Source organism: Bdellovibrio sp. HCB209, assembly GCF_047306065.1.
Classification (GTDB): Bacteria; Bdellovibrionota; Bdellovibrionia; order Bdellovibrionales; family Bdellovibrionaceae; genus Bdellovibrio.
In genome coordinates this window covers 3,151,004-3,177,077 of the sequence record NZ_CP178618.1, presented here as the reverse complement: position 1 = coordinate 3,177,077, position 26,074 = coordinate 3,151,004, and the positions used below count along the sequence as shown (strand labels likewise).

Genomic DNA, 26,074 nt, shown 5'->3' with positions numbered 1-26,074 from the left:
ATCAGTTGCTGTTCACTAAAGTGGGCGGCGCATAGCGCACAGTGAAGACGAATTTCAAATGAATGAAGCCGTCTTCCTCAACCATCTCTTGCGGAGGGTTCGGGAAGATGCGCGCTTCTTTGAACGCATTCACAGCTGCCAAGTCAAATCCAGCAACGCCGGATTCTTTCATGATGATGGCTTTTTGTAGGTAGCCTTTTTTATCTAGCAAAAACTCAACCTGAGTATTCCAGTTACGACGGCTCAGACTCACAGCCACCGAAGGATTCATGCCGTTGATCGCAGTCTGCACGCGAGTTTCCCAGCGATAACGAACCAACTCCTCGATACGGGCATAAAACGAGTAAAACAGATAACGATCTGTATTCAAAGCCGTGAAAGATCCCACTTTCACATCGGTCGGCAACGAATCACCCGATGTTGATTGGCCATGACTTAAGCTATTCATCTCTGCCAGATCTTTGGTGATGTCGACCGTGCGGTAGCCGTCTTTGTCAGTGTCGTTTTTATCCACGTCCATTTTTTGTTGCGCCTGTTGAGGTGCTTTATCCATGGATTTTTTTGGCAGGGTCGACGTGTTCGTGCGGTTCTCTGTCATGCCATTGGCAGCAGCTTGCACTTCTTGTTTCACGCGTTGGCGTTTATCAGAAAGAAAGCGGGCCATAGTTTCATCTTCAGGAACTTTCAACTGATCCGGCACCAATGCTTGGCGAACCACTTGGCGTTCTTTTTTAGAATTGCTCAGGGGAGTCGTCGGTGCGGAGTCCAAAGTGACTTCGATAGTCTCTGTTTTTGGATTTTCAAAGAGGGGCGCGAGCACTATCACACCAGTGATAAGACCCAAATGCAGCAATAAGCTGATGGCCATGGCGACGAATATAAACGCGTGAATCCTCTTCATTGTCTCATTTTAAGCCATAACTGGACCAAAGTGCAAGGTGGCTAAAGTTGAAACGTTTTCTGCCGATAAGTTCTTATCGATACAGGGGGATAAATGGGGAAAGTTTTAGACATCACACAACGCCTAAGAACTCAGAATTCTTTGGAAATTGGCCACAAAGGCAGCAAAGGTGAGGTTCTGGATATGACAGAAGCTCGTCAGGAGATGCTGAGCCGTGAGCGTCGTGATGTGAAGCGCACCATTTTGACAGAGTTCGTGGGTGCATTCGTAGTGCTTCCTGAGCAAGGTTTGATGAAAGTCGCTTTGTACGACATTTCGGAGAATGGTTTGGCCTTCGATATGGATCTTCAAGAAGGTTCATTCCAAATGGACGAAGAAGTTGCAATGCGTGTTTATCTAAATCACTCAACGTACTTCCCATTCACAATCAACGTTTCAAATCTTCGTGTGATTGAAGATGAAGGTACTGTTCGTCACGGTGCTAACTTTGTAAAAGGCACTTTGAACGATGTTGCACTTCATCATTTTGTTAAGTTCATCGAAAACGTCAGCGCGTCTTTGAAAACAGACTCTGGCGACGTTCAAGTTTCAAATATTTCTTAACCGGAACTCAAGAAAGGGCGCCGCTCTTTCTTTTGCTTCCGAAACCTTTTCCGTAGACTTTGGTCGTGGGATTTGTTGCAATTTAGCTGTGGGAGTAAATCGTCCAGTGGACGAATTACTGCAGGCTAGGATGCCGCAAGTCCCATTGTCTTTTTAGAGCTATCCAGCTCTTAACTACGGAGGGTTGTCCTTGAGCAAAGCAAAACGCAGAAAAGTAGTCGTCGATACCAACGTGATCCTGTTCGATTCCCAGGCGATCATGCGCTTCGGTGAGGCCGACGTTCACATTCCTATCTCCGTTATCGAAGAGGTCGACAGATTTAAAAGAGACCAAGGTGAAAACGGTCGAAATGCTCGTCAGTTCAGCCGCTTTATCGACGTACTTCGTGGTAAGGGCTCATTGGCAAGTGGTGTTCAGATCGAAAACACTGAGACCATGGTTTACATCAACACGGACTACATGCTTGCAGGTATGCCCGCAGAGATGGACGCGCAGAAAGCTGATAACCGTATCTTGAATACGGCGCTAGCTCTTCAAAAACAACATCCTCGTTATAAAGTTGAATTGATCACGAAGGACATCAATCTTCGTATCAAAGCTGACGTTTACGGTGTGGTTGCTACTGACTATGATGCAAATGATGTCAACCGCGATGACTTGTACGAAGGTTATCAAGAGATCGCTATCACTCCGGCACAAATCGATTCTTTCTACAAAGACAAACGCTTTGAGACGGATGTGAAGCTTTATGCCAACCAGTATGTGATCATGAAGGATTCGTCGAATCCAAATCACTCCGCAATCGGTCGCTACAGCTTAGAAGCCAAAGCTATTGTTCCTTTGGTTCAAGCTGCTGACTCTATTTGGGGTATTCATGCACGTAACGTTGAACAGGCTTTCGCATTGGATTGCTTGTTGAACGACGAAATCATGTTCGTATCCTTGGTGGGTAAAGCTGGTACGGGTAAAACATTGATGGCGATCGCAGCAGGCTTGCATAAAGCTTTGGATCAAGGGCAATACCAAAGATTGTTGGTTTCCCGTCCGATCTTCCCAATGGGTCGCGACATCGGTTACCTACCTGGTGACATCGAGCAGAAACTAAATCCTTGGATGCAGCCAATTTTCGATAACGTAGAGTTTCTGATGGGTGCGGACAAAAAAGCAGCCGGTCGTGCTCAAGAACTAATCAATCAAGGCATGTTAAACATTGAGCCGCTGACTTATATTCGCGGTCGCAGCATTCCTAAGCAATACCTGATCGTGGACGAAGCTCAAAACTTGACTCCGCACGAGATCAAGACAATTGTTACGCGTGCTGGTCAAGGGACGAAAGTAGTTCTGACTGGTGACGTTTATCAGATTGATAACCCATACGTAGACTCAGCGAACAGCGGTCTGACGTACGCGGTTGAGAGATTTAAAGGCCATGCAATTGCGGCACACGTAACACTGACTAAAGGTGAACGTTCGCCACTTGCAGAGCTAGCAGCGAATATCATGTAGGAGTAAGAGATGCAGGTTCCAAATGTAGATGTAGGTTTCACAAAATCAACTTCAGTAAAGGTGACTGACAAAATGGTTCGTCAGTTTGCTGAGTTGTCTGGAGATCACAATCCTATCCATTTGGACGATGCTTACGCGGCTGGAACTCGTTTCGGCCGTCGTATCGCTCACGGTATGATCGCAGGGGCTCTGATCTCCAGAGCTCTTGTTGAATGTATCGGTGAGGGCGGTATCTATCTTGGTCAATCTATGAAATTCGTAAACCCGGTTTTCATCGACGACACAATCACAATCACTATTAAGATCACAGCGATGCGCAAAGAAAAAGGCATCGCAACTGTGGAAACAAATGTAACTAAAGAAAACGGTGACATGGTTGTTAAAGGTGAAGCCGTTATCATGATGGCGAAAGATTTCGCCATTCCGAAGTAATGAGCCAGGTTTTTCACCTCGTTTATGTAAGCGTTGCTTCTGACAGTATCAGTTACACTGATATTCGTAATATTCTAAATTCATCACGAAAAAACAACGCCCGCGATAATATCACGGGCGTTCTTATTTTGCGCGAAGGCTACTTCCTACAAGTTCTTGAGGGCGATGAAGATAAGATTCGCGCATTGGTGAACACCATTCGCGAAGACAGTCGCAATCACACTCTGAATGTTTTGATCCAAGAGAAAAGTGAAAAGCGTCTGTTCGGTGATTGGACGATGGCGTTCCTTGATGGTGATATTGAAGCGAATACCACGAAGGATTTGCTCGAGTTTTTCTCTGCGTGCCTTGATAGCGGCATCAATCGCAAAACTCTAATCATGCCCTTAGTGCGCAAGTTCAGAGCCTCGGCTCCGCCATTCCAATAATAAGACAACCCCTCGCAAACCCTTGCTGTGACTGAGTTTTATCGGTTGTGACGAACTTTTTGACGGCGAATTTACCGCAGTTGTCGAAGCTCTAGACGAAACTTTCCCAGAGTGAGATTGCTTTGAAAATCATCCGAAGATACCGCAACAATGTGTAGGTACACGCACATGAGGAGCGGATATGATGAAGAATCTAGGATGGGCCTTACTATTAGCACTCAGCTTCAACCTTACGGCATGTTTAGAAAACCAAGGAAGCGTAGAGTTCGGTAGCGCTGGCTCCGGCACAAATACAAACAACGATTTCAGCGTAGTGACTGAACCTTCTCCTACTCCTACAGTTGAACCAAGCCCTTCGGCAACTCCTGTTCCACCATCTGGTGAAGCAGCAGTCTTCCAAATTAATAACGGCGCTAAATTGACGGACTCTTCTAAATTAGAGTTGTCATTTATCTCTGTTTTCAGCGCGGCCTACTTGAAGCTTTCAGTTGGTTCTGATTGCTCGGGTGGTACTTACGAGCCGTTCGTTGATTCAAAAATGTATCAAAGTGCACAAACAAATCAGAATGTGACTTTGAGCGTTCGTTATAAAGACTACGACAACCGTGAATCAGAATGTTTGAATGCAAGCATCCTAATTGACGAAGCAGGTCCTGATATCGTTTTCGCGAAATACCCAACTTCAACTGTTGAAGAAGGTTCTGACGTAGAAATCGTATTTACAGTATCTGACGTAGGCTCCGGGATCGACAAAGTTACTTGTACTTTCGCCGGTGTTGCTAAAACCTGCGCAGCTGGTACAAACACAATTAAAATCCCAAGCATGGTATCAGGAACTTATACACTCGCTGTATCAGCAACAGATAAACTTGCTCATTCATCTGCAAAATCCATCACTTTTGAGGTGTCATCTAAATACAGATCCCTTGTTCAAAACGTTCAAGTTACTCCAAACAAAAAAGTCGACTTGTTGATCGTGATCGACAACTCCGGCTCTATGGAATACGAACAAAAGAACATGGCGAAACGCGTGCAAAACCTTTTGAGTGTTATCAAAGGTTTGGATTGGCAGATCGCGGTTACGACGACAGATCCACGTGACGTGACTTTGGGTGACGGGCGCTTGGTGCAATTAACTGGTAAAAAAGGTCAGTACATTCTGACTTCGGCAATGGCTGACTCTGAAGCTCAATCATTGTTGGGTGCAACTTTGCAACGTACAGAAACTGGTTCTGGTGACGAGCAAGCGGTCTATGTAACTTACCGTGCAATCGAAAGATCATTGTCGGCAAGTGGTGGTAACGTGAACTTCATCCGTCCTGATGCGCAACTAGCAGTACTTACTATCTCTGACGAAGATGAATCTAAAAACGGTACTAAAAATGACCCGCAATCATTGTTGAACTTCATCAGCAAAACTTATGGTGGTCAAAAAGCATTCAGCTTCCACTCCATCATCACTCGTCCTGGTGATACAGCTTGTAAGTCTACGAATGGTTACGCTTACGGTTACCGCTACGAACAGTTCTCTAAATTAACTGGTGGTGTGATCGGTGACGTGTGTGCGGCTGACTATGCGGCTCAAGTTTCTGGTATCGCTGACGGTGTTCGTAAAACTTTGAAAACTTTCACTCTGACTTGTGCTCCGGTAGTTGATGCTATGAGATCAGTGTCGGTGTTGAAAGATGGTCAACCGTATGCTGGTAAATTCTCAGTGAACGGTGTGAACATGGTGTTCGAAGCGGACCTTCCGCAGGGGCAATACCAAGTTTACTATTCTTGTGTGAAATAATAAGTTGAGTAGGGGAATATCTCGAAACCTGAAAAGCCCGGTATAAGCCGGGCTTTTCTTTTTCTGCACTGGGTGCCTGCCTCGATCCCATCGTCCAGCGCCTGCGATTCCGCCACACGCCTTCCGGGCTCGCCGTCGCCGCCTTTGGCGGTTCGCGCATCCTGCGCCGACGGAGGTGGCTGCATCGCAGGCGCTGGTCGCTGTGCTCGTGTCAGTCCCCCAGCGCAGAAAAAGAAAATCCCTCTCTCAGTGTTAGAACGAAAGAAGGGAGCTTTTGGCTCCCTTTTGTTTTCGCTTTTTAGATTTTAGTTATTTGCCTTGGATTTTTGTTACTAGGTTGGCCCAGTTGGTGTTTTGGTTGAATTTTAGGCCGTGGTAGCGTTCGATGTAGCCGCTGTAATCGCTGTTGTTGGTTGGTAGCCAGATGGATACGCCCCAGGTTTTGTTGTCTTGGTTTTGGCTGTTGGCTATTACGAAGTTTGCTTGAGTATCGCGGACTGCTTGCATTGCTGGGGTTGTGATTCCGTTTCTTTGTACTAGGTCTACGAAGTCAATGACGTCGCGGTAGTCCCAGTAGGTGAATAGCTTTGCGTTTTTTGCTGATCTGGCTACTTTTGCTAATTCTGGAGTATCTAGGTTGATTAGTTCTTCGCCTAGTTGTTTTAGGGATTGTTCATAGGCGCTTAGGTGAGACAGATCATATGCTGACATTGTTACTTTGCGGTGGCCGTACACTCCGCCGTTGTAGGCTGCTAGGTATTCTGCTGCGTGAGTTTTTACTAGCTCTGGTGCGCTCATTGTTGGGTTGATCATCCATTTTTTTAGGAAGTCTGCGTAGGGCCAGCCTGCTCCTGGTTCTACATCTTGAGAGCCTAGGTAGTATTGAACTGAGTCTGACATTTCAGAGGCTACTTCGACCATTCCCATTAGGCAGGCGTCTGATGAGTACACGTCTACTTTGTGGCCGATGATTTTTGCGGACTCTGCCATGGCTTGGCCTAGTTGTTCTGTTGTGATGACGTTGCCTGTGTTGTCATCCCAAGAAATATCCATTGGTTTCATGCCGGGGATGGAGGCTAAGTGCCAGCCGCCGCCGTGGTCCCATACTACGATAAAGTATTTTTTTGCTGGGTAATTCTGATTTGCCCACTCGACAAATTTAACTAGCTCTTTCCAGTCGCCCATATCAACAGCGCCCAAGTTTTGAACCACGGGAGAAGTTACTTTTCCAGTTTGTTCATCTTTTGTGATGTACAAACGAGTGACGTCATTTTTTTGAGCGGAACCCCATTGAACTAAGATGTTTACATTTTCGTTGGAACCTACTTGCTCCATCTGATTGATATTCATTGGACCGAAGGTATCAAGGTTGTTGATGCCATTCAGGAACACCAACATATTCCATTCTTTGATTTCTTGAGCAGCAGAAGCGAAAGATGTTGCGAGCAATAGCACGCACACGGCAAAAACGCGCGAAAGGTGGTTCATTTTTCCTCCATGAAAAATGGTCTTCATAAAGACTAGCACCACTTTGGAACTAGACTCACTTTACTTAACATATGTTCAGGACTTTTGGATCGTCTAGAAATGTTTGGCGCCGCTAACGGGGAGGGAGTTTGGTGAGTTGCGAGTTCTTATTTTTCTAATAGGGATAGTAGAGAGAGGCAGGTGTTTTTCATTACCTTCGGGTTGTTTTGCATTCTTGCTACTTGGAGTGAGCCTTGAGCTGTGGAGTAGAAGAGGGCTGCTGTTTCTTTTGGCTTTAAGGTTGGCTTGAGGGTTTTGGATTTGATGCCCTGTCTGATTGTTTCTTCTAGCCAGTCTTGGGTATTTTGTTGGAAGTCGGAGACGGCTTTTTTTAGTTTTGTTGGGAGAGTGTTGTAGTCGATGCAAAAGACGCCGCCTGGGCATACTTTGAGGTCGTCCTGGGAAAAGAAGTAGTACATGTCGATGAACTTTTTGATTTTCTCCACAGGTTCGAGTTCTTCGTGCTTTTTGGCCCATTCTTGAAAAGAATGAGTGTAGTCCTCGATCAAAGCTAGGCCCAGGTCCTCTTTGGACGCGAAATAGTAATGGAGGCTCGCCTTACGGATACCTAGCTCATCTGCAATATCTTGGAAGCTAAAGCCGTTAAAACCGCGGAGTTGCAGATAGCCTTTGGCGATCTCTATTGCTTGAAGTTTTGTTGCACTATTTACTGCCATAATGTATTCTACCTACCGATAGGTAGATAAATCAAGCCTTCATAAAGGACATTGTATGAAAACGAAACAAATGCGTCCCATAGCGATCCTAGCAGGTTCCAGAACTCCGTTTACAAAGTCTCAAACGAATTACGTGCGTACTTCCAACCAAGAGTTGATGACTGCCGTATTGCAAGACCTTGTGAATAAAACCAACATTAGAGGCGTTCGTGTGGGTGATGTTTCCACAGGTGCAGTTATGAAAAATGCTGCTGACTGGAACATGACTCGTGAAAGCGTCTTGAGTTCCGGTCTTGATCCTCACACTCCAGGTTATGACGTGCAAAGAGCCTGCGGTACGGGTTTAGAAACTGCATGGCATATCGGTCTTAAAATCGCTGCGGGCCAAATTGAAAGTGGTATCGCCGGTGGTACTGATACGAACAGTGATATCCAAGGCGTTTTGCCTCACGAATTCACTTGGAAGTTGATGGATGCGCAAAAGGAAAAATCTTTGGCGGGTCGTCTGGCTAAGTTTGCGCAAATCAAACTGCAAGATCTTAAACCAAAATTTCCAGTGGTGGTTGAACCGCGCACGGGACTTTCCATGGGCCAACACACAGAATTGATGGTTAAAGAATGGAAAATTTCTCAAGCTGAACAAGACAAACTTGCTCTTGCCAGTCATCAAAACGCAGCGAAGGCTTGGGACGCGGGATTCTTTAAAGATCTAGTGTTTGATTTCAAAGGTCTAAAAAAAGACACTTTGGTTCGTGGTGATACGACTCTTGAAAAGCTTGCGAAGCTAAAACCTGCCTTTGATAAAACGGGTACGGGAACACTGACTGCGGGTAACAGTACGGCACTCACTGATGGTGCTTCGGCGGTACTATTGGGTAGTGAAGACTTCGCTAAAAAGCATGATCTTCCGGTTTTGGCTTACCTGACAGACGTTGAAGTTGCAGCAGTGGACTACGTTGGTGGTGAGGGTCTGTTGATGGCTCCTACTTATGCGGTCGCTCGTATGCTTGAACGCAACGGTCTGACTTTGCAAGACTTTGATTTCTATGAAATCCACGAAGCCTTTGCGGGCCAAGTGCTGTGTACATTGAAAGCGTGGGAGTCTGAAGAGTACTGCCGCACTAAAATGGGTCTAACTAAAGCATTGGGTTCTATCGATCGCAGTAAATTGAATGTGAACGGTGGTTCCTTGGCTCTTGGGCATCCCTTTGCAGCAACTGGTGGTCGTATCCTGATCTCGTTGGCTAAAATGTTGTCTCAAAAAGGCAGCGGACGCGGTTTGATCTCGATCTGTACTGCGGGCGGCATGGGTGTAACAGCTATCGTAGAAAGATAAACATGTTTTCGTGACAACTGACATTGATCTTATATGATCAATGTCAGAGGTCGCTTGTCGTCGTTTAAGTTTCTGTTCGCATTCTTACTGATCACTCAGCCCGCTTTTGCTCAGATCGAGCAAGAGGCTGATGCTATTGAAGCGGAAGCAGCGTCCATTCCAGAAACACCTCTGGTGGAGCCTGAACCTGTTCCCGCGCCACCTCCGCCGAAGCCAACAAAAAAAGAACTTCGCCAAGAACGACGCCAAAAAATAAAAAAACAGGCAGAGGAATTCAATCAAGGTGTTCTGGATGCCACAGGCAAGATGATCGCCAGCTCTCGTGATATGGTTTCGGATCGTGTGATCTTGCTTGCTAATAAAGTCGACGGACTTTTCGGTAACTCCAGAGCCTTGGATGAATACTACAAAAGCAGTCTGAAAATTTCGACAGGCACTCAGTACAATGCCAACAATGGGACCTACGATAATTCATTTTCGACATCTTTGATCTTAAGTCTTCCCAACTTGAAAGAGCGCGAACGAGCATTCAATGACTTTTGGAATCGTAAGCCCGATCAGCCACCGACAGCAGCCTTGGAAGACGATCTAATTTCCAAAGAAGAATTCAAAGAACAAAATCCTTGGGATTTCGCGACAGAGGCGGGAGTGCGCTGGAAATGGCCACCAGCTTATTTCGGTAAGCTTCGTTTAGCGAAAAGTTATCTGACTGAAGATTGGGTCGATTACTGGCAGAATGAACTGGGCTGGGATTCTGAAACTCTGTGGGCCAGTAAGTCCTCTGTGACTTCGGACTATGCCTTCAGTCGTTATTTCTTGTTCCGTTTTTTGAATGAAGCGAACTGGTACATGAGTGAGCCCTCGGTGTTCAGCACGACTCATGGGCCTTCCTGGATTTACAGCTTTGAAGATAAAAGCTTGGTGTCGTTTGATTTACGCTTTAGTACACGTTCGATTCAGTTAGAAATGTACGGCGATATTTATGGCGTTGGTATGACCTACAGAACAGGCTTCAAGAAAGTAAAATGGATCTTTATCGAGATCGCGCCACTGTGCCAGTGGAAATTAGATGATGGATTCACGCCATCCACGTCGATCAACGTTAAACTCGATTTCCTAATCGGCCGAGAAAAAACCTCAACGCCAAAATCCACAAACCCTCTCGACATCCTCTAAAAGGTGCCAGGCTATTGCTTGGTTAAGCGCAAAAAAAGGGAGCTCCCTAGGAACTCCCTTTTTAGTTTTAGCTTTTATTCGTCAGCCTATTTTTTCAAAGGCTTTTGGATGATGTGGATCGCATGACCCAAAGTAGCCTCAGCACATTCCATGATCGTCTCGCCCAATGTTGGGTGAGGGTGGATTGAAAGAGCCAAGTCTTCAATGCGTGCGCCCATCTCGATCGCAAGAACTGCTTCAGAGATCAAGTTAGAAGCTTCAGGACCAACAATGTGAACGCCCAACAAAACGTGAGTTTTCGCATCAGCGATCATTTTAACGAAGCCTTCAGTTTCCATCATGCTCACAGCGCGGCCGTTAGCACCGAATGGGAATTTACCGATCTTAAGCTCAGTGTGACCTTTCGCTTTTGCTTCAGCTTCAGTCATACCTGCAGATGCGATTTCTGGGTCCGTGAAGACAACTGCTGGAACTGTTTTCGCGTCGTAAACGCGATTAGCGCCAGAGATAACTTCAGCAACCAATACACCTTCGTGTGAAGCTTTGTGAGCAAGCATTGGTTGACCACAGATATCACCGATAGCAAAGATGTTTGAAACGTTCGTTCTGCGTTGAGCATCCACTTTAACAAAGCCACGTTCGTCAACTGCGATACCCGCAGCTTTCAAGTTCGCTTGGTCACCGTTTGGACGACGTCCAACAGTTACTAGGATCTTATCGCATTTAACAACTTCGTCTTTACCGTTGATTTCAACAGTAACTTCGTAGCCGTCTTTCGCTTTTTTCTGAGATTTAGCTTTTGCACCGTACATGATTTTTACGCCAGCTTTATCAAGCTTACGTACAACGATGTTTGCGCAATCTGGATCAACAACACCAGCAAGCAGTGAAGGCATTGCTTCGATCACAGTCACTTCAGTACCCAATTTACGTAGGTAAGAAGAGATCTCTAGACCGATATAACCACCACCGATAACTGCTACGCGTTTTGGAATTTCGTCGAATGCCAATGCGCCAGTAGAAGAGCAGATGTCTTTTTCATCGAATTTGAAACCAGGGATTTCAATTGGACGAGAACCTGTAGCCACGATGAAGTACTTAGCCGTGATAGACTCAGTACCTGCAGATGATTTAACAGAGATTTCTTTAGAAGATTTGAATTCAGCGTCACCCTTAATATGAGTTACGCCGTAACCTTTAAGAAGTTGACCCACGCCGCTAGACATTTTGTCAGAAACGGATTGTTTCCACTTCACAAGTTGTTTCATATCAACGTTGATATCGCCTTTGATCATCAAGCCCATATCTTTGAAGTTATGTTGAGCTTTGTGAAGAAGGTGAGTCGCAGTGATCATCGCTTTAGATGGGATACAACCCACGTTCAAGCACACGCCACCCAAGAATTCACGTTCGATAACAGCAGTTTTAAAACCAAGTTGAGCAGAGCGGATAGCGGCAACATAACCACCAGGACCCGCACCAATTACTACTACGTCAAAAGATTGAGCCATCTTATAGCATCTCCACCATTAGTTTACCTGGATTCTCGATACGGCCGATGAAGGCAGCCAAGAATCTTGCAGCCAATGCGCCGTCGATCAAACGGTGATCGGCAGTCATTGTGTAGTTCATCGTTTTGATAGCTTTCAATTGGCCATCTTTGATAACTGGTTTTTCGTCGATTTTGTACATACCAAGGATCGCCACTTCAGGGTGGTTGATCACTGGAGTCGCGTAAGTACCACCGATAGAACCGATGTTCGTCACAGTGATGCAAGCGCCTTTCATTTCATCTGGTTTCAACTTGCCATCACGGGCACGTTTAGAAAGGTCGATGATCTCTTTAGAGATTTCCAAGATCGTTTTTTGATCCGCGTTTTTGATAACTGGAACAACCAAACCTGTTGGAGTGTCAGCTGCGAAACCGATGTTGAAATATTTTTTGTAAACGATTTCACCAGCAGCATCGTCGATAGAAGCGTTGAACATTGGGAATTCACGGATCGTCGCAACCATAGCTTTCATTACGATTGGAAGATAAGTGATCTTAGTTCCGTTTTTCTCTGCGAAGTCTTTCAAAGACTCACGAAGCGCAACCAAAGCATCAACCTTAGCTTCATCCATGATAGTGAAGTGAGGGATGATTTGTTTTGAACGCTGCATGTTTTCAGCGATACGTTTGCGGATACCGATAAGAGCTACGCGCTCTTCAGGAGCACCAGCAACACCTTGGTAAGCAGGTCTTGGAATAGTCATACCACCAGCTGCTGGAGCTTTTGCAGAAGAAGTAGTAGCAGCTGCGCCACCACCTGCTGACAAAACGTCTTCACGAGTTACACGACCCGCAAGACCAGAACCAGACAATGCATTGATATCAACACCAGTCTCGCGAGCAAGACGGCGAGTCGCCGGAGTCGCAAGAACTTTAGAATCAGCAACAGGCGGGAAGATGCCGGTTGCTGTAGCTGCAGAAGAAGTAGCTGCTGGAGCCGCTGCCGGAGCCGCTGCCGGAGCAGAAGCTTGAGGAGCTGGAGCCGCCGGAGCTGCTGCTGCACCACCTGCGCCAGTCAAAGTGATCATTGTAGATCCAACTTTAACAACGTCGCCGGCTTTGAATTTCAATTCACCAACAACACCCGCTACTGGAGTCGGAACTTCAACAGTGGCTTTGTCAGTTAGAACTTCAGCGATCGCTTGATCAGCTTTTACAGAGTCACCAGATTTAACCAACCATTTTACTAGTTCGCCTTCAGTAACGCCCTCACCAAGTTCAGGAAGTTTTACGTCTTGTGCTTTACCGCCAGCTGCAGGAGCTGGAGTAGATGCTTTTGCCGCAGGAGCTGGAGTAGATGCTTTTGCCGCAGGAGCCGGAGCTGCTGCTGCTGGAGCCGCTGCAGGTTTAGCTGCCGCTGCGCCATTGCCATCAAGAGCGATCATCGTCGAACCAACTTTAACAACTTGGCCCGGTTTAAATTTCAAATCTTTTACAGTACCAGCTACTGGAGATGGAACCTCTACAGTTGCTTTGTCAGTTAATACTTCAGCGATAGGTTGATCTGCTTTTACAGAGTCACCAGGTTGAACCAACCATTTAACCAATTCACCTTCAGTGACGCCTTCGCCAAGTTCAGGCAGTTTTACATCAGTTGCCATACAGGGAGTTCCTTTCAATATTAGCCTTTAAAATCAAACACTCCCTTCTATTTCGAGGGGGGCGGATTTGCACCGATTAACACTATGCATAAATAAATTGGTTTTTCCCTCTGCAACATAGCGGTTTCAGGGTTGAATTTGGGCGTTTCGAGTTGCTATTTTACAACTCAATTTGGGGGCCCCATGAAATATTCTCGTAAACTGCTCGAAGGAACCTTCCTGAAACGCTATAAACGCTTTTTCGCGGATGTGGAGTACCAAGGGCAGACCGTCGTAGCCCATGTTCCAAACACGGGAAGCATGAAAAGCGTTAACAATCCCGGCCAGCTTTGCCTGATTTCCGAATCAGACAACCCAGAACGTAAGTTAAAGTTCACCTTAGAAATGATCAAAGCCCCATCAGGCTCTTGGGTGGGAGTGAACACATCGACCCCAAACACGGTCGTTAAAGAAACCGTATTGAGAGTGATCGGTAAACACAAAGACGAAGTGGGCAGCTTTGCTCACTGGGCTTCATTTGATGAGGCAAAACCAGAATATAAAATCTCTGCAGAAACGCGTTTGGATTTTGCTCTTAAGAAAAAAGACTCCGACAAAATGCATTTCATCGAAGTTAAAAATGTCACTTTGGGTGAGGACGGTGTTGCGAAATTCCCAGATGCTGTCACTGAACGTGGGCAAAAACATATCAGAGAATTAATGGCATTAATGGAGCAAGGACACACGGCAGAGTTGGTCTTCACAGTGCAACGTCATGACTGCGGAACGTTTGCTCCCGCAGATGATATCGATCCTGAGTATGGCAGATTGTTGCGAGAGGCTTTCAAAAAAGGTTTAAAAATTTCTCCCTTGATCGTCGACCTTACTCCCACGGAAGCAACTCTTTCAGAGATGTTGCTCCCGGTAAAGTTATAGGCCTAATTTAGAACTTGGTATTTGCGAACGGATTTGGCAGAGAAAATATCAAGGTAACCAAATCCGATAACATCCCCCACAGTAAAGAATGCAGATGGAGCCATGCTGATGCTGTCTCCGTCTTGCTTACCTTTTAGGGTCAGACTGTTTTCTCCCATCAAGATAACTTCAAGCGCCCAAAAACTGACCATGTTTGGGGATTCATCGTTCTCTTTAATCTCCGTCGTAAGATTTGCATCTGATAGCGCTAAGCGAGTGGCGTGAATCTCAAAATTTTGAGGCACCAACAGATTTCCACAAAGGATCACTTCCTGAGCTCTGATGGAGCTAGCCAACTCCACAACTTGATCTGTTCCATCACATCCAAAGGTGATGGTTTGATCGTTATCACGAACTGTGAGCATGCGTTCATAAATACTATCTAAAGCAGCAACTACTAAGTTTTCGGCATAGGGACTTTTACGCTCAATATTCACACTTACGTGTGCGGGCAGTTTGGGCGCATCAGGATCTGCGGCGATGATTTTGAAATTTACGCTGCTCGATGATCCCTCATAGGTGAAATCTTGAAATACGGGTTTATCGGGGAATTCTGGGGGAGTGTAACTGATATCTGCAGGATCATAGCAGGCCGTGAGAGTTAGAAAAACGAGGGGAATTAGGTTCAGAAGTTTCATGGTATGGATCTCCAATTTTCGATGAGTTTGTGTCTCGAGAAGAAGTATTGCAGGGGAGATACCAAGGGATTTCTGCTCTAAATCGAATAGATTCGAGTTGATGTCCGAATGTCGTCCACATTCCTAGATTTGAGAGAGACATGCTCTGTGAGTACAGCGCTAACACTTCACCAAAGTCTCGTGTAGAAAACTCCGACAGAATAAAAATATTTAAAGTCCTAATATGAGCGCACCGAAGACCTCCATGTAACCAAACGGAGGTTCCTCGATGACATTCAAGAACGCAAAGAATGTTCTGGCACTAATATCCGTCACTTTCTTAATGGCAGCCTGTGCAAAAGGCGGTTTTGAAAGCTCTTCTACCGTTTTACCTGACGATCCAGATACAGAACAATCAGCAGGCGATACTGCTCAAACGATTCCACCCGCAGAAGTTGAAACACCAAGTACTGGCGGCAGTTCCGGCAGTGGTAGCTCGTCTGGCACCCTGACAGACGCTCAGATTCTGGCAAAGTATTCTTACGTTGATACCAAGAAAACGATCAAACAAAGCATGCTGCAAAATGCTTTGCTCTATTACCACAAGAATTTGGCTAAAATTAAAAACACAGATGTTTTGTCTGTGATTGATTTTAGTTTGTATTCTGGAAAACCGCGCTTCCATGTGATCAACATGAAAACGGGTGAGGTGTGGAGTGTACGCACTGCTCATGGTAAAGGTTCCGATCCTGATCACGACGGCTATGCGAATTCCTTCAGTAATGTTTCGGGTTCTAATGCCAGCTCAATTGGTATTTATAAAACCGCTGAAACATACAGTGGCTCTCACGGATACTCATTGCGCTTAGATGGTTTGTCTTCGACGAATAGCAACGCCAGAGCACGTGCGGTTGTTGTTCATGGCGCTGACTATGTTTCCGAGTCGAACGTCACTCAAGGTCGCAGCTGGGGTTGCCCTGCAGTGGCGATGAGTCTGCGCACAAAGTTGATCGATACAATTAAAGGTGGCTCGATCATTTACGCCTCTGCAACAAACTAGTTCTGCATACTCCAAGAATCATATTTGAAGGCTGTCTCATTCTGAGACGGCCTTTTTCATTCGGCGGCAAACCCCTGGAACACTCCTTGTACTACTAGTTTGGTATGGGAACAAAACGGTCTTCAAACCAATTAAAAGCCTATTTACCTGTCAATCTAACTGACGCCGGCAGCGCCTTTTTGCGCCTCCTCATCAGTTTCACAGTTCTGACGGCCGTCGCCTGTACTCAAAATACCGTAAATCAAACCAACCCTCCGGTCTCTCAAGCGAACCCAGATACACGCATCTCTGACCCCGATGACTGGGGAGGCGCTGGTACTGGCGACGGTGGTGGCGGTCAAGGTGTTCAGTGCGGTAATAAACTAATGGTTCGTGATATCTACGAAGCAAAAACGAACTACCGCAGAACAATGGAAGAAAAAGTACTCGGACCGAGCGGGACGGATACTGTCGATGACGCTTCCATTGCACATTTAATCTCAGTCTTGAAAAACTATTATAAAGTTGCTGCTTACGAAGAAGAGTTTGTTGAAACAAAATTCTGGAATGATTTCGTAAAAGGGATCGTATTTATCCCTGACGATGCCAAACTTTATGCAAGTAAAGATGCAAATTCACCACTAAGTCTTCCTCAGGGGTGCAAGATCGTACAAATCGCCTATTGGGAAGAAGCTGCGGGCGTAAACTCTCAAGGTACTTTATATGTTGATAAAGAAAAATGGTTGCAGCTAGATCAATTCAATAAGGTCGCTCTGTTAGCGCACGAGTATTTCTTCAAAATGGCTCGTATTGCGGGTTACAAAAACTCTGATTACATCCGCCTGCGTGTAGGGGAAGTAATGTCTAAAGAAGGCGCTGGGAACACATTCGCGAAATGGGTTCCGGCAGAGGACTCTAAGGTTGCTGATTGGTTGCCTAAAGAACGCAAAGGTTTCAAGTATTGCATTGGATATAATGACAATCCGACAGATCAACTTAAGTTGATCCAATTCGAAAAAGAAGAAGGCAACCAGAGTCTGGTAATTTCAACGATCAGAGCTGGAGATAAAATTTTACCTCCATTGCGAATGCAGAGTTTGAATTTTGTTTCGAATAAACCTTATTCGAAAAGAATGAATGCGTTGACTGACTCATACTTCAGCTTTGATGAGAAACAAGATAGGCTTGCTACGGTAGATATCGATGAAGCCGATTTGCCGACAGGCGTTTCTGATGCGATCGTTTTCTCTATTCCTTTTTCGACGAAGGATGAAGTGGGTTCGATTTCTTTTTTGAACCCGATGCAGGGCACGAAAATTTCTGATATGGAAATCAAACCTCAAGCAGATCTGATTGTTGCCTACAATCGAGTTATTCTTGATTTATTTAGTCAGGTTATGACGGCAAGTCCAGATGCAGATATGATTCAGCAAGATTTGTTGGCGACTCTTCATAAGGAAGTAGATGATGCGATTGCCAAAGGTAGATATCCTGGTGAGTTCACGAGATGGAAAAATAGCTTGCTGATGCTAGAGAGCCAGGCGCAATTCCCTAAAGAAAAAGTCCGCGAGGTTATTTATAACAACGTTCCATTGGAATTATATCGTTTCAAACGAGGAGCTTATTCTGCCAAGCAAGTAAGGGATGCGATGGGTTTGGCTGGCTTTGTAAGAAACAAAGCCAAACGTGCGGAAATCAATATTTCAGTGGGTGCAAAATCCGTGGATTTTAAACTTATCTGCAAAAGCTACGATGATATCTACAAAGAAATCACCGAAGGCTATCGTAAGTTTTAGAATAACTTCAACTGCTCGCCGACCAATTTCTTAAGGTCGTTTACGTAGCCCAAGTATTCATCCAAATCCAAGCGTTCGTCTTTACGGACATGGGCGCTTGGGTTGTTGTACTGAGTAAGCTCGATTACGTCCGCATGGGAAGAGATTTCGGCAAAGCCTTCTTCTTCCAAAGTCGTCATCAAGAAATCCAAATCGTGAGAGTCGTCGCCATCAGGGAATTCCATATCACGCAAAGTCATCATCGCTTTAAGGTACAACTCACAAGCTTGAGCCAAGTTGTAACCAACGACGTCATGTTGAGCTTCGTCGTTTAGGGATTTTTGGGCGATATCGATATTGTCTTGTGCTTTCAGAATTAGAGATTTCGCTGTAGAAACGCTCATGAGGACCCCTCGTTGTATTGTTACTAAAACTCTAACCGCAAGAGGGGAGTTTTGGGAAATAAAAAACCCACAATCCTTGCGAATTGTGGGTTCTTAATTGTTCTCCTAAGAGACAATTACTTTTTCAAATGACGATCGATGATCTCTTTGAATTCTGCGAACGGGTAAGCACCACGAAGTGAAACACCGTTGATCAAGAAGCCTGGAGTACCAGAGAAGTTGAACTTCTTAGCTTCTTCCATGTCAGCTTCGATCTGCTTAGTGATTTTTTCTGATTTAAGATCAGTTTCAAGACGTTTCATGTCCGCACCAACTTTTTTAGCTGCATCTTTCAATGCGCCTTCTTTTTTAGTACGAAGCTCACCTTGGTTTTCGAAAACCATGTTGTAGAACTTTTCAGCTTTTGCATGGTCTTGCATTGCAATTGCTTCGAAGTAGCGAGCTGCTGGCATAGCCATAGGATGGAAATCCAAAGGCAAGTGCTTAAGAACAACTTTTACGTCTTTAGGGTATGCTTTCAAAACTTCGTCTACAGTCGCGTGACCTTTAGCGCAGTATGGGCATTCGAAGTCAGTGTATTCAACGATAGTTACTTTTGCATCTTTAGGACCGAAAACAACGCGGCCTTCTTCGATGTTAGCTTTCAAAGGGCTTGCGAACTCTTCGTCACGCTTTTTGCCTTCTTCAGCCATTGCTTTTTCTTGAGCTTTCTTTTGAGCACCTTGAGCTGCTTTGTTCACCACTTCGATGAATTGCTCAGGGTCTTTTTCGATAGCTGCGAAAACGATGCTTGGATCTTTTTCTACTGCTTCTTTAAGTTGTTTTGCAGATGGAGCACAGTTCACTAGGGAAAGTGCCAACGCTGAAATCGTAGCTAGTTTTAATGCTTTCAATGTCGCCTCCGTAAGGGGATTATATTTGTTAAATCTCAAAAGCCCTCCCATTGTGCCATGTTTTTTAGCTGAGGGAAGGAAAAAATCCCGCACTTTAGTCCTGTACCCAAATCTTGCCGTGCTGCATGAAGTGATTGGACTTGCGTGAACTTTCTGTGTGTTTAGACTGGAATCTATGAAAACAACAAATTTTATTTTAGCAACATTCGTGACCGCTTTTTGCCTTCACGCACAAGCGGCTCTTATCGCCAACTATGCAACGCTCGCGACTAAAGATCTCGATCAGATGAACGAGCTCGTTAACGAGAAGATCCAAGAGTCTGAGCAAATGCACGACGAGAAGTACATTCCGTTGAAAGAAGCCCTTCAAGCCGTGTTCTCGCGCCCGGATGGTACGGACGATATGATCGACAAGGTCATTGGCCCTTTGCGCACTAAATTGGACGAATTGGAACAGTGGGAAAACGCATTTACTATCTTGGTTGATGAAGCAGTTGACGCATTGAAGAATCCAAAAGGCGTAAAACCTGTCGTTCAAAACACGTACGCTGTCTTTTTGGAAAACTACATTGCGGAATCTAAACCATATGCCAAAAGCGGTGGTTTCGAACGCAAACTTTTAGAAAAAATCCGCGACGCTAAAATTGAGGTCTCTAAGGAGGCAAAAAATGAGCGTAGCCTTCGTGGCATGAAAGTAGGGGATTCACCCTCAGTTTTGGCGAAAAGAGTGCTAGAACAGAACCCTATTGAAAAAGCAGCGCCTTCTAAGGCTGATTCTAAGAAAAAGAAGTAAGACACCCTGCCGGTTTCATTCGTAAACCGGCAAATTTTTCCCCGACCGGACTGGTCTCTGGTACTTTCTGACCAGAGACTAGCGTCAAAACAAAGACCTCCTCAACTCTCGAAAAATCGCCTCAAATTGACTCAAGTTCTAACGAACTCCTACCGATAGAAACAACAGGTAATTGGGAGCAGGACGCTCTCTACTTTGATTCAAAAGATCAAAGTGCAGCAGATGGAGGATTCGATGTTTCTTCAAGGCGATTTGCAAGTAATGTTTGATGCACTTTACAGCGTGGGCGCAATTGATCCCGTGCTTAAATTGGATTGGCAAGAAGTAACGAAAGAGATGATGGCGAACCCAGCACTCTTGAGTGAAGCTTTTCAATGCATCAACGGTTGCCGCGGAGACAAAGACCTACTCATCCAGAAGCTGCACATGATGGATCAAAGATCCGTAAGTTATATCGCTATGGAGGTCGCTCGTGAGTTTTGTGAATTCCAAGACCGTAAAGATTTGCACTAGTCTTGTTACAGCATTGCTAATCACTAGCGTGGCGCAAGCTTGGGAAGTAGATTTCTCTCGCCGTCAGGTTAATTTCAATTCTGTGAATAACGAAGATCGCTTGCCTGCAAGTATCAAAGAAGATCAATCCGTTAGCATCCTGGGTAAAGTATTTGATTCAGTCGAGCCGACTCAAGACATCGTGATCATGAACACCGATAAAGGTTTCGTGCCCGATACAGTTCGCCTTAAAAAAGGTAACAACTATCGTATCCACGTTGTGAATGTGAATGGTAAAGAAAAAAATGTTAGTTTCGTTTTGGATGCTTTCTCTGAGCACCACAACACAGTTTTTGGCGAACAAAAAACTTTCAGCGTGATGCCAAAGACAGACGGTATTTTTTCTTACCAATGTCCTGAGACTGCGGTTCAAGGTAAATTTATCATTTATTCTGATGCGGCTTCTGCACCTGGTGGCAGAAAACCAGCTTCTAATTAATAACGTTAGGTACACCCATGTCGGATCAATCGAACGTTTTCAAGCAGACGATACAACAGAATCTCGGTCCTGTTGTGAAGTATCTTGATGACCCGGGTGTATCCGAAATTCTTGTAAATGGTCCCAGCGAAATTTTCGTCGAACGCAAAGGTAAACTCGAAAAGGTGAGTGAAAAATTCCCTTCCGAAGATGATCTGCGTGCCGCTGTAAACTCCATCGCACAATCTGTCGGTCGTCGTATCAACGATGAAAATCCTCGTTTGGATGCGCGTTTGCCAGACGGCTCACGTATCGCGGCGGTGATTCCACCGATGTCACGTAAAGGCACGACTCTTTCGATTCGTAAATTTACGAGCACTAAAATTACTTTCAATGATTACATCAAAATGGGCACAATCTCCGAGGACGGCGCGCGCTTTTTAGATATCGCGATGTTCTTAGGAAAAAACATTATCGTGAGCGGTGGTACCGGTTCCGGTAAGACAACGTTGTTGTCATTGTTGTGTTCGCGTATTCCCAAAGGTCAGCGTGTGTTGATCATCGAAGACTCGTCAGAGTTGCAGGTCGATTATGAACACTTGGTGATGTTTGAAACTCGCATGGCTGATGCTCAAGGCAAAGGCGAAGTGACTATCAAAGATCTGGTGAAGAGTGCTCTACGTTTGCGTCCTGATCGCATCATCGTCGGGGAGGTTCGTTCTGGCGAAGCTCTTGAGTTGTTGAATGCGATGAACACAGGTCACAAAGGTTGTATGGGTACTGTGCATGCGAACTCTCCTGAAGATGCGATCGTGCGCTTGGAGGCTTTGGCTCAAGGCGGAGACGGCAAGATCAGTGAACGTGCTTTGCGCCAACAAGTCGCTTCGGCGATCGATTTAATCGTACAAATCTCGCGTTATGGCGATGGGTCGCGTCGAATTGGCGCTATCAGTGAAGTTCGTGGATTTTTACCGGATGGTTCGTACGACGTAGTTCCTATCTTTGAATTGGGTCGCTTGGTGCGCCGTCCCGATGGCACGCTTGAGGGCAAACTCGAAGCTACAGGCAACGTTCCGACGTTTATGGAAGAAATCATCGACAACAAGTTGCCGTTTCCAAAATCCAAATTCCAAAAAGCCGCTTAAAAGGTGCCAGGTCCTCCTTGCGGACGCAGCGCAAGGTGTTTACCGCATTTCAGGAATGCGCCGCGCAAATCAGTTTTGATATAATATAGTTATTTCAATGGCTTCGCATTTGGGCTAAGACTTTTGCGTGCACTTTAGTTGTAAGATCTCCAACTCAGTTTTGACGGTTCTCGAAGAGCAAGGTGAAGACCTTACGCCGCTCTATGAACAAATTCATCTGCCGGTTGAGTTGTTGCGAGATTCTTCTTACTGGATCAGCGCTCCTGATATGGAGCAATTCCTTGAAATGTGTTTGCGACTTCCACTCAAGAAAGATTGTGATGTTCTGACTCGTGCAGGTCACAACGGACCCGAGCTGCGTGCGTGGGGAGTTCTTGATAACGTTCTTCGCATGATGCCTCGTCCTCAGGAGATTTTTAATCAGCCTGAACACTTCTTGGGTTATTTCATTTCTCCGAAACCACCGATCGACAATCTTCGCAAAGATGAATTCAGCATCTCTTTTGATTTGCCACTTCCAGCGGAGCAGTACCCATTGGTGACGACATACTTGAAGGCGGCGTTTGAGTCGTTGCCAGTTTATGTTGGTCAGCCTTTGGCGAAGTGTGATTGGTCAGGAATTACTTTGAAGTTGAGCTGGGCTACTCAGCAAAAATCTATTTTCACGGAAAGTGAAAATGTAGGTCACCAAGTCAGCCCTGATTTATTCCAAAGCTTGCTTAACGATTTGCAAAGAACTCAGCGCGAGCGTGAAGACCTGCAAAAATACGTGGGCGATCTCGAAGATAAAATTCGCACATTCGAAAAACAAAGATTGCAGCAAGTGGCGCAAATCGAAGCCGCAGACGCTATCGAAGGAAAAGCTTCCTTGCTTCCTCATGATGGTGCTTTGTCGAACTTGAGCTTCGATGTTGAATCACCAGCTTATTCTTTGAATCAAAACCTGGCTCGTATGCATGACTACATGGTGCGCGCTCAGCAATTGATCACAATGCTTGCTTCCCAAGGGAAAACAAATCCTGCGGTGAAGGAAGCGATGAGACGTGTGGACTGGGAGTTCGTTAAAACCGAATATCCGCGCACTGTTTTCAAATCCATGGAACTTGTTAAAAAAATGAACTCTAAGCATTCCGAGAAAGAAGGAAATCATCATGTCTGAAATCATCGGTGTCGTGGCTCGTGAAATTCTTGATAGCCGTGGTAATCCAACAGTAGAAGTTGAAATCACAACTGCAGAAGGCAATATCGGTCGTGCTGCAGTTCCATCTGGTGCATCAACTGGTGCGCATGAAGCTTGTGAGCTTCGTGATGGTGATAAAAACCGTTACTTGGGTAAAGGCGTTTTCAAAGCGGTTGATAACATCCGCGAAAAAATTGCTCCTGAAATCTTGGGTCTTCAAGTAACTGAACAAGTTTACTTGGACAAAGTTCTTCGCGAAATCGACGGAACTGAAAACAAAACAAACTTGGGCGCGAATGCGATCCTAGGTGTTTCTTTGGCTGCTGCGAAAGCTGCTGCTGCTGACGTGAATCTTCCATTGTACCGTTACATCGGTGGTTCTCAAGCTTGCCGCTTGCCAGTTCCTTTGATGAACGTATTGAACGGTGGCGCTCACGCGAACAACGGTCTTGATATTCAAGAATTCATGATCGTTCCAACTGTGAACAACTCTTACGCTGAATCTCTTCGTGCTGGTGCGGAGATCTTCCACGCGTTGAAAAAAATCTTGGGCAAAAAAGGTTTGACGACAGCAGTGGGTGACGAAGGTGGCTTCGCTCCTAAATTGTCTGGCAACCAAGAAGCTTTGGACTTGATCATGACTGCGATCGTTGATGCTGGTTATGATCCAGGTCAAAACGTATTCTTGGGCTTGGACGTTGCTGCGACAGAAATGTACAAAGACGGTAAATACCAATTCGACGGTAACTTGATCACTCCAGCTGAACTTTTGAAAGTTTACCAAACTTGGGGCGAGAAATATCCATTGATCACAATCGAAGACGGCTTCGCTGAAGACGACTGGGATTCATGGGTAAACATCACAGCTGCAATGGGCAACCAAATGCAACTAGTTGGTGACGACTTGTTCGTAACAAACCCAAAACGTTTGCGTATGGGCCTAGAGAAAAAAGCTGCGAACGCGTTGCTAGTTAAAGTAAACCAAATCGGTACTTTGACTGAAACATTCGAAGCGGTGAACCTAGCTCAACGTAACAAATATAAAACAGTAATGTCTCACCGTTCAGGCGAAACAGAAGACACATTCATCGCTGACCTTGCAGTAGCGTTGAATTGTCACCAAATCAAAACAGGCAGCTTGTGCCGTTCTGAGCGTATCGCTAAGTACAACCAACTTCTTCGCATCGAAGAGGACTTGGGTGGCATGGGTGTATACTGGGACAAAGCCGCATTCCGCTAGGAAAGCGCAGCTTGATTCGAAAAACAAAAAAAGCCACTCTATACGGGTGGCTTTTTTATTTTCGGAGGCAGTATGCAACTAAGCGCAATCGGAATCGTTTCAACAAATATCGTGGAATCAGTTCGCTTCTACACTCTCTTAGGATTGCAATTCGAAGCATGTGACAAAACCACTCAACACGTTGAGGCCACAACGAAAACAGGCTTAAGAGTCATGCTCGATGCCGAAGAGCTAATCAAAAAACTAAAACCCCACTGGGTAAAACCAAACATTGCATCCATGGCGCTGGCCTTTGACTGCGGCACCGCAAAGGGCGTAGACGAAGCCTTCAAGCAAATCAAAGACGCGGGCTTCAAACACGAGAAGGAACCCTGGGACGCCTTCTGGGGCCAAAGATACGCAACCGTAATAGATCCTGACGGAAATTCAGTCGACCTCTTCGCAGCTCTCTAACAATAAAAAAGCCACCCTCGATGGGTGGCTTTTTTACTTTCAACCACGCCACAGAATCCGCGAGCCAAGTGAGCGGAAGTCCATCAAACCAAACCGAAAGCTCTGAGCTTTGACTGAGCTGACTTGCAGGTATGCGATTCGCCGGGCCTTCAGCGGCGCCGGATGCGCGAACCGGCAAAGCCGGCGCTGATGAGCCATGGATGGCGTGCCCAAGAAGCGCATACCTGCAAGGCAGATCAGGCAAAGATCAGAACGTTCGAAGCCACCTCGATCTGGACTACCAACTAACGAAGACCAGTCTTAGACTTTTTGTATGTCGTATTCCAGATTCGCCGTAGGTCTTCGCCGTTTATTAAATCACCCAGGAAGAGTCGCATTCATTTGCATGATCATCTTCGGTGTTTCCATTGTCCTAAATGGCAACTTGTGGCGTCTATGGGGACTGCACAGAGATTTCGATCGCATAACGATGGAAATCGATAATAGCAAAAAAGCCACACTCGACCTTGAGGTCCAGTTAAAGCAAGCCAAAGATCCAGCCTTCATTGAACGCCAAGCCCGCGATAAATTAGACCTGGCGGGTGAGCACGACTTAGTTTTCGTTTTTCCTGAGCAATAGGCTAACGCAAGTAGTTATTTGATGTCGCTCCGGTATACTAGGAATAGTATCCAGGCTCTAAATACTTTTTATTTAAAAGTAATACCGGGGGTTTACGCTTATGCTCGAAAACTCACATGAATGGAATAAAGAAAATCTTCGCGCGCTTCGCCTGCGTTTAGGCTGGAGCCGTTCTGATATGGCTCGCCGTTTGAAATGTGATTTAACAGAGATCGCTGCTTGGGAGGACGGAAGCACAGAGCTTCTTTTCACTCCACATATCAAAGGCGAATTAGCTCTGATTCATCGTCAAGCAGACGAGTGCTCTGATGAAGTGCGCTTTACTCCTGCCTGCGAAAATGAATGCGATAAAAATGCACTCAGCCAAATCGATTTTTCTCGCGTCAAAGCAGACCTAGAATAATCGACATTCGCACTCTCCCGTTGTAGGGTTTTCCCTGCTAAAAACCGGGAGAGTCCT

General features: G+C 45.6%; 27 protein-coding genes. 19 read left to right on the top strand and 8 right to left on the bottom strand.

Annotated elements, in window-relative coordinates:
* Position 1 precedes the first annotated feature (1 nt).
* On the bottom strand, positions 2-901 hold the full coding sequence (locus ACLVWP_RS15430; protein WP_413558510.1) for a TonB family protein: 900 nt from the start codon (positions 899-901) through the stop codon (positions 2-4).
* A 93-nt stretch (positions 902-994) separates the two neighbouring features.
* Here ACLVWP_RS15430 and ACLVWP_RS15425 point away from each other — a divergent pair, with 93 nt between their 5' ends.
* The 5 genes from ACLVWP_RS15425 (at position 995) to ACLVWP_RS15405 (ending at position 5,663) form a co-directional block, all read left to right on the top strand.
* Positions 995-1,504, top strand: coding sequence for a PilZ domain-containing protein (locus tag ACLVWP_RS15425; RefSeq protein WP_413558508.1), 510 nt, complete (start codon positions 995-997; stop codon positions 1,502-1,504).
* A gap of 190 nt (positions 1,505-1,694) precedes the next feature.
* A complete protein-coding gene (locus tag ACLVWP_RS15420) occupies positions 1,695-3,011 on the top strand; it encodes a PhoH family protein (RefSeq protein ID WP_413558506.1) in 1,317 nt (438 codons plus the stop codon).
* Between the two features lie 9 nt (positions 3,012-3,020).
* Positions 3,021-3,443: a MaoC family dehydratase gene (locus tag ACLVWP_RS15415; RefSeq protein WP_413558504.1), complete on the top strand. Its 423-nt coding sequence runs from the start codon at positions 3,021-3,023 to the stop codon at positions 3,441-3,443.
* Positions 3,443-3,871: a BLUF domain-containing protein gene (locus ACLVWP_RS15410; protein ID WP_413558503.1), complete on the top strand. Its 429-nt coding sequence runs from the start codon at positions 3,443-3,445 to the stop codon at positions 3,869-3,871. Before ACLVWP_RS15415 ends, ACLVWP_RS15410 begins: the two co-directional genes overlap by 1 nt.
* A 181-nt stretch (positions 3,872-4,052) precedes the next feature.
* Positions 4,053-5,663 carry a hypothetical protein gene (locus ACLVWP_RS15405; protein WP_413558502.1) on the top strand — a complete coding sequence of 537 codons (1,611 nt, stop codon included), beginning with the start codon at positions 4,053-4,055 and terminating at the stop codon, positions 5,661-5,663.
* 309 nt (positions 5,664-5,972) lie between these two features.
* On the opposite strand, the gene ACLVWP_RS15400 is transcribed toward ACLVWP_RS15405, so the two are convergent.
* Both ACLVWP_RS15400 and ACLVWP_RS15395 read right to left on the bottom strand, forming a co-directional pair.
* On the bottom strand, positions 5,973-7,151 hold the full coding sequence (locus tag ACLVWP_RS15400) for a clostripain-related cysteine peptidase (protein ID WP_413558500.1): 1,179 nt from the start codon (positions 7,149-7,151) through the stop codon (positions 5,973-5,975).
* Positions 7,152-7,297: 146 nt separating this feature from the next.
* On the bottom strand, positions 7,298-7,867 hold the full coding sequence (locus ACLVWP_RS15395; protein ID WP_413558499.1) for a TetR/AcrR family transcriptional regulator: 570 nt from the start codon (positions 7,865-7,867) through the stop codon (positions 7,298-7,300).
* Positions 7,868-7,922: 55 nt separating this feature from the next.
* Here ACLVWP_RS15395 and ACLVWP_RS15390 point away from each other — a divergent pair, with 55 nt between their 5' ends.
* Positions 7,923-9,203: an acetyl-CoA C-acetyltransferase gene (locus ACLVWP_RS15390; protein ID WP_413558497.1), complete on the top strand. Its 1,281-nt coding sequence runs from the start codon at positions 7,923-7,925 to the stop codon at positions 9,201-9,203.
* 33 nt (positions 9,204-9,236) lie between these two features.
* A complete protein-coding gene (locus ACLVWP_RS15385; RefSeq protein WP_413558496.1) occupies positions 9,237-10,379 on the top strand; it encodes a hypothetical protein in 1,143 nt (380 codons plus the stop codon).
* Between the two features lie 86 nt (positions 10,380-10,465).
* Here the strand turns inward: ACLVWP_RS15385 and lpdA are convergent, their stop codons facing one another.
* Together lpdA and ACLVWP_RS15375 are read right to left on the bottom strand one after the other, a co-directional pair.
* Positions 10,466-11,890 carry a dihydrolipoyl dehydrogenase gene (lpdA, locus tag ACLVWP_RS15380; protein WP_413558495.1) on the bottom strand — a complete coding sequence of 475 codons (1,425 nt, stop codon included), beginning with the start codon at positions 11,888-11,890 and terminating at the stop codon, positions 10,466-10,468.
* Position 11,891: 1 nt separating this feature from the next.
* A complete protein-coding gene (locus ACLVWP_RS15375; protein ID WP_413558493.1) occupies positions 11,892-13,532 on the bottom strand; it encodes a 2-oxo acid dehydrogenase subunit E2 in 1,641 nt (546 codons plus the stop codon).
* Between the two features lie 183 nt (positions 13,533-13,715).
* On the opposite strand from ACLVWP_RS15375, the gene sfsA reads away from it, so the two are divergent.
* Entirely contained in the window at positions 13,716-14,447 is a 732-nt protein-coding gene (sfsA, locus tag ACLVWP_RS15370; protein ID WP_413558492.1) for a DNA/RNA nuclease SfsA, read from the top strand.
* A 2-nt stretch (positions 14,448-14,449) separates the two neighbouring features.
* Here the strand turns inward: sfsA and ACLVWP_RS15365 are convergent, their stop codons facing one another.
* Positions 14,450-15,124 carry a hypothetical protein gene (locus ACLVWP_RS15365; RefSeq protein WP_413558491.1) on the bottom strand — a complete coding sequence of 225 codons (675 nt, stop codon included), beginning with the start codon at positions 15,122-15,124 and terminating at the stop codon, positions 14,450-14,452.
* Positions 15,125-15,392: 268 nt separating this feature from the next.
* Between ACLVWP_RS15365 and ACLVWP_RS15360 the strand changes: the two genes are divergently transcribed.
* Both ACLVWP_RS15360 and ACLVWP_RS15355 read left to right on the top strand, forming a co-directional pair.
* On the top strand, positions 15,393-16,163 hold the full coding sequence (locus tag ACLVWP_RS15360) for a murein L,D-transpeptidase catalytic domain family protein (RefSeq protein ID WP_413558489.1): 771 nt from the start codon (positions 15,393-15,395) through the stop codon (positions 16,161-16,163).
* Between the two features lie 104 nt (positions 16,164-16,267).
* A complete protein-coding gene (locus tag ACLVWP_RS15355; protein ID WP_413558487.1) occupies positions 16,268-17,938 on the top strand; it encodes a hypothetical protein in 1,671 nt (556 codons plus the stop codon).
* Here the strand turns inward: ACLVWP_RS15355 and ACLVWP_RS15350 are convergent.
* Both ACLVWP_RS15350 and ACLVWP_RS15345 read right to left on the bottom strand, forming a co-directional pair.
* Entirely contained in the window at positions 17,935-18,321 is a 387-nt protein-coding gene (locus ACLVWP_RS15350; protein ID WP_413558485.1) for a HEPN domain-containing protein, read from the bottom strand. The genes ACLVWP_RS15355 and ACLVWP_RS15350 overlap by 4 nt on opposite strands.
* 116 nt (positions 18,322-18,437) lie before the next feature.
* The gene (locus ACLVWP_RS15345; protein ID WP_413558484.1) at positions 18,438-19,214 is read right to left on the bottom strand and encodes a DsbA family protein; all 777 of its coding nucleotides are present in this window, start codon (positions 19,212-19,214) and stop codon (positions 18,438-18,440) included.
* A gap of 175 nt (positions 19,215-19,389) precedes the next feature.
* Between ACLVWP_RS15345 and ACLVWP_RS15340 the strand changes: the two genes are divergently transcribed.
* The 9 genes from ACLVWP_RS15340 (at position 19,390) to ACLVWP_RS15300 (ending at position 26,017) form a co-directional block, all read left to right on the top strand.
* Positions 19,390-20,007: a hypothetical protein gene (locus ACLVWP_RS15340; protein WP_413558482.1), complete on the top strand. Its 618-nt coding sequence runs from the start codon at positions 19,390-19,392 to the stop codon at positions 20,005-20,007.
* Between the two features lie 234 nt (positions 20,008-20,241).
* Positions 20,242-20,520 (top strand): cytochrome, encoded by a 279-nt coding sequence (locus ACLVWP_RS15335; RefSeq protein ID WP_413558480.1) that lies wholly within the window; start codon positions 20,242-20,244, stop codon positions 20,518-20,520.
* On the top strand, positions 20,480-20,998 hold the full coding sequence (locus ACLVWP_RS15330) for a cupredoxin domain-containing protein (protein ID WP_413558478.1): 519 nt from the start codon (positions 20,480-20,482) through the stop codon (positions 20,996-20,998). Before ACLVWP_RS15335 ends, ACLVWP_RS15330 begins: the two co-directional genes overlap by 41 nt.
* Before the next feature lie 74 nt (positions 20,999-21,072).
* The gene (locus tag ACLVWP_RS15325) at positions 21,073-22,122 is read left to right on the top strand and encodes a CpaF family protein (RefSeq protein WP_413558476.1); all 1,050 of its coding nucleotides are present in this window, start codon (positions 21,073-21,075) and stop codon (positions 22,120-22,122) included.
* A 127-nt stretch (positions 22,123-22,249) separates the two neighbouring features.
* On the top strand, positions 22,250-23,281 hold the full coding sequence (locus ACLVWP_RS15320; RefSeq protein ID WP_413558475.1) for a hypothetical protein: 1,032 nt from the start codon (positions 22,250-22,252) through the stop codon (positions 23,279-23,281).
* Positions 23,274-24,542, top strand: a complete 1,269-nt coding sequence (eno, locus tag ACLVWP_RS15315) for a phosphopyruvate hydratase (RefSeq protein WP_413558474.1) — start codon at positions 23,274-23,276, stop codon at positions 24,540-24,542. Before ACLVWP_RS15320 ends, eno begins: the two co-directional genes overlap by 8 nt.
* 72 nt (positions 24,543-24,614) lie before the next feature.
* On the top strand, positions 24,615-24,995 hold the full coding sequence (locus ACLVWP_RS15310) for a VOC family protein (RefSeq protein WP_413558473.1): 381 nt from the start codon (positions 24,615-24,617) through the stop codon (positions 24,993-24,995).
* Between the two features lie 313 nt (positions 24,996-25,308).
* Positions 25,309-25,614: a septum formation initiator family protein gene (locus ACLVWP_RS15305; protein WP_413558471.1), complete on the top strand. Its 306-nt coding sequence runs from the start codon at positions 25,309-25,311 to the stop codon at positions 25,612-25,614.
* Positions 25,615-25,714: 100 nt separating this feature from the next.
* Complete coding sequence (locus ACLVWP_RS15300) at positions 25,715-26,017, top strand: helix-turn-helix domain-containing protein (RefSeq protein WP_413558470.1); 303 nt, start codon at positions 25,715-25,717, stop codon at positions 26,015-26,017.
* Positions 26,018-26,074: the final 57 nt, after the last annotated feature.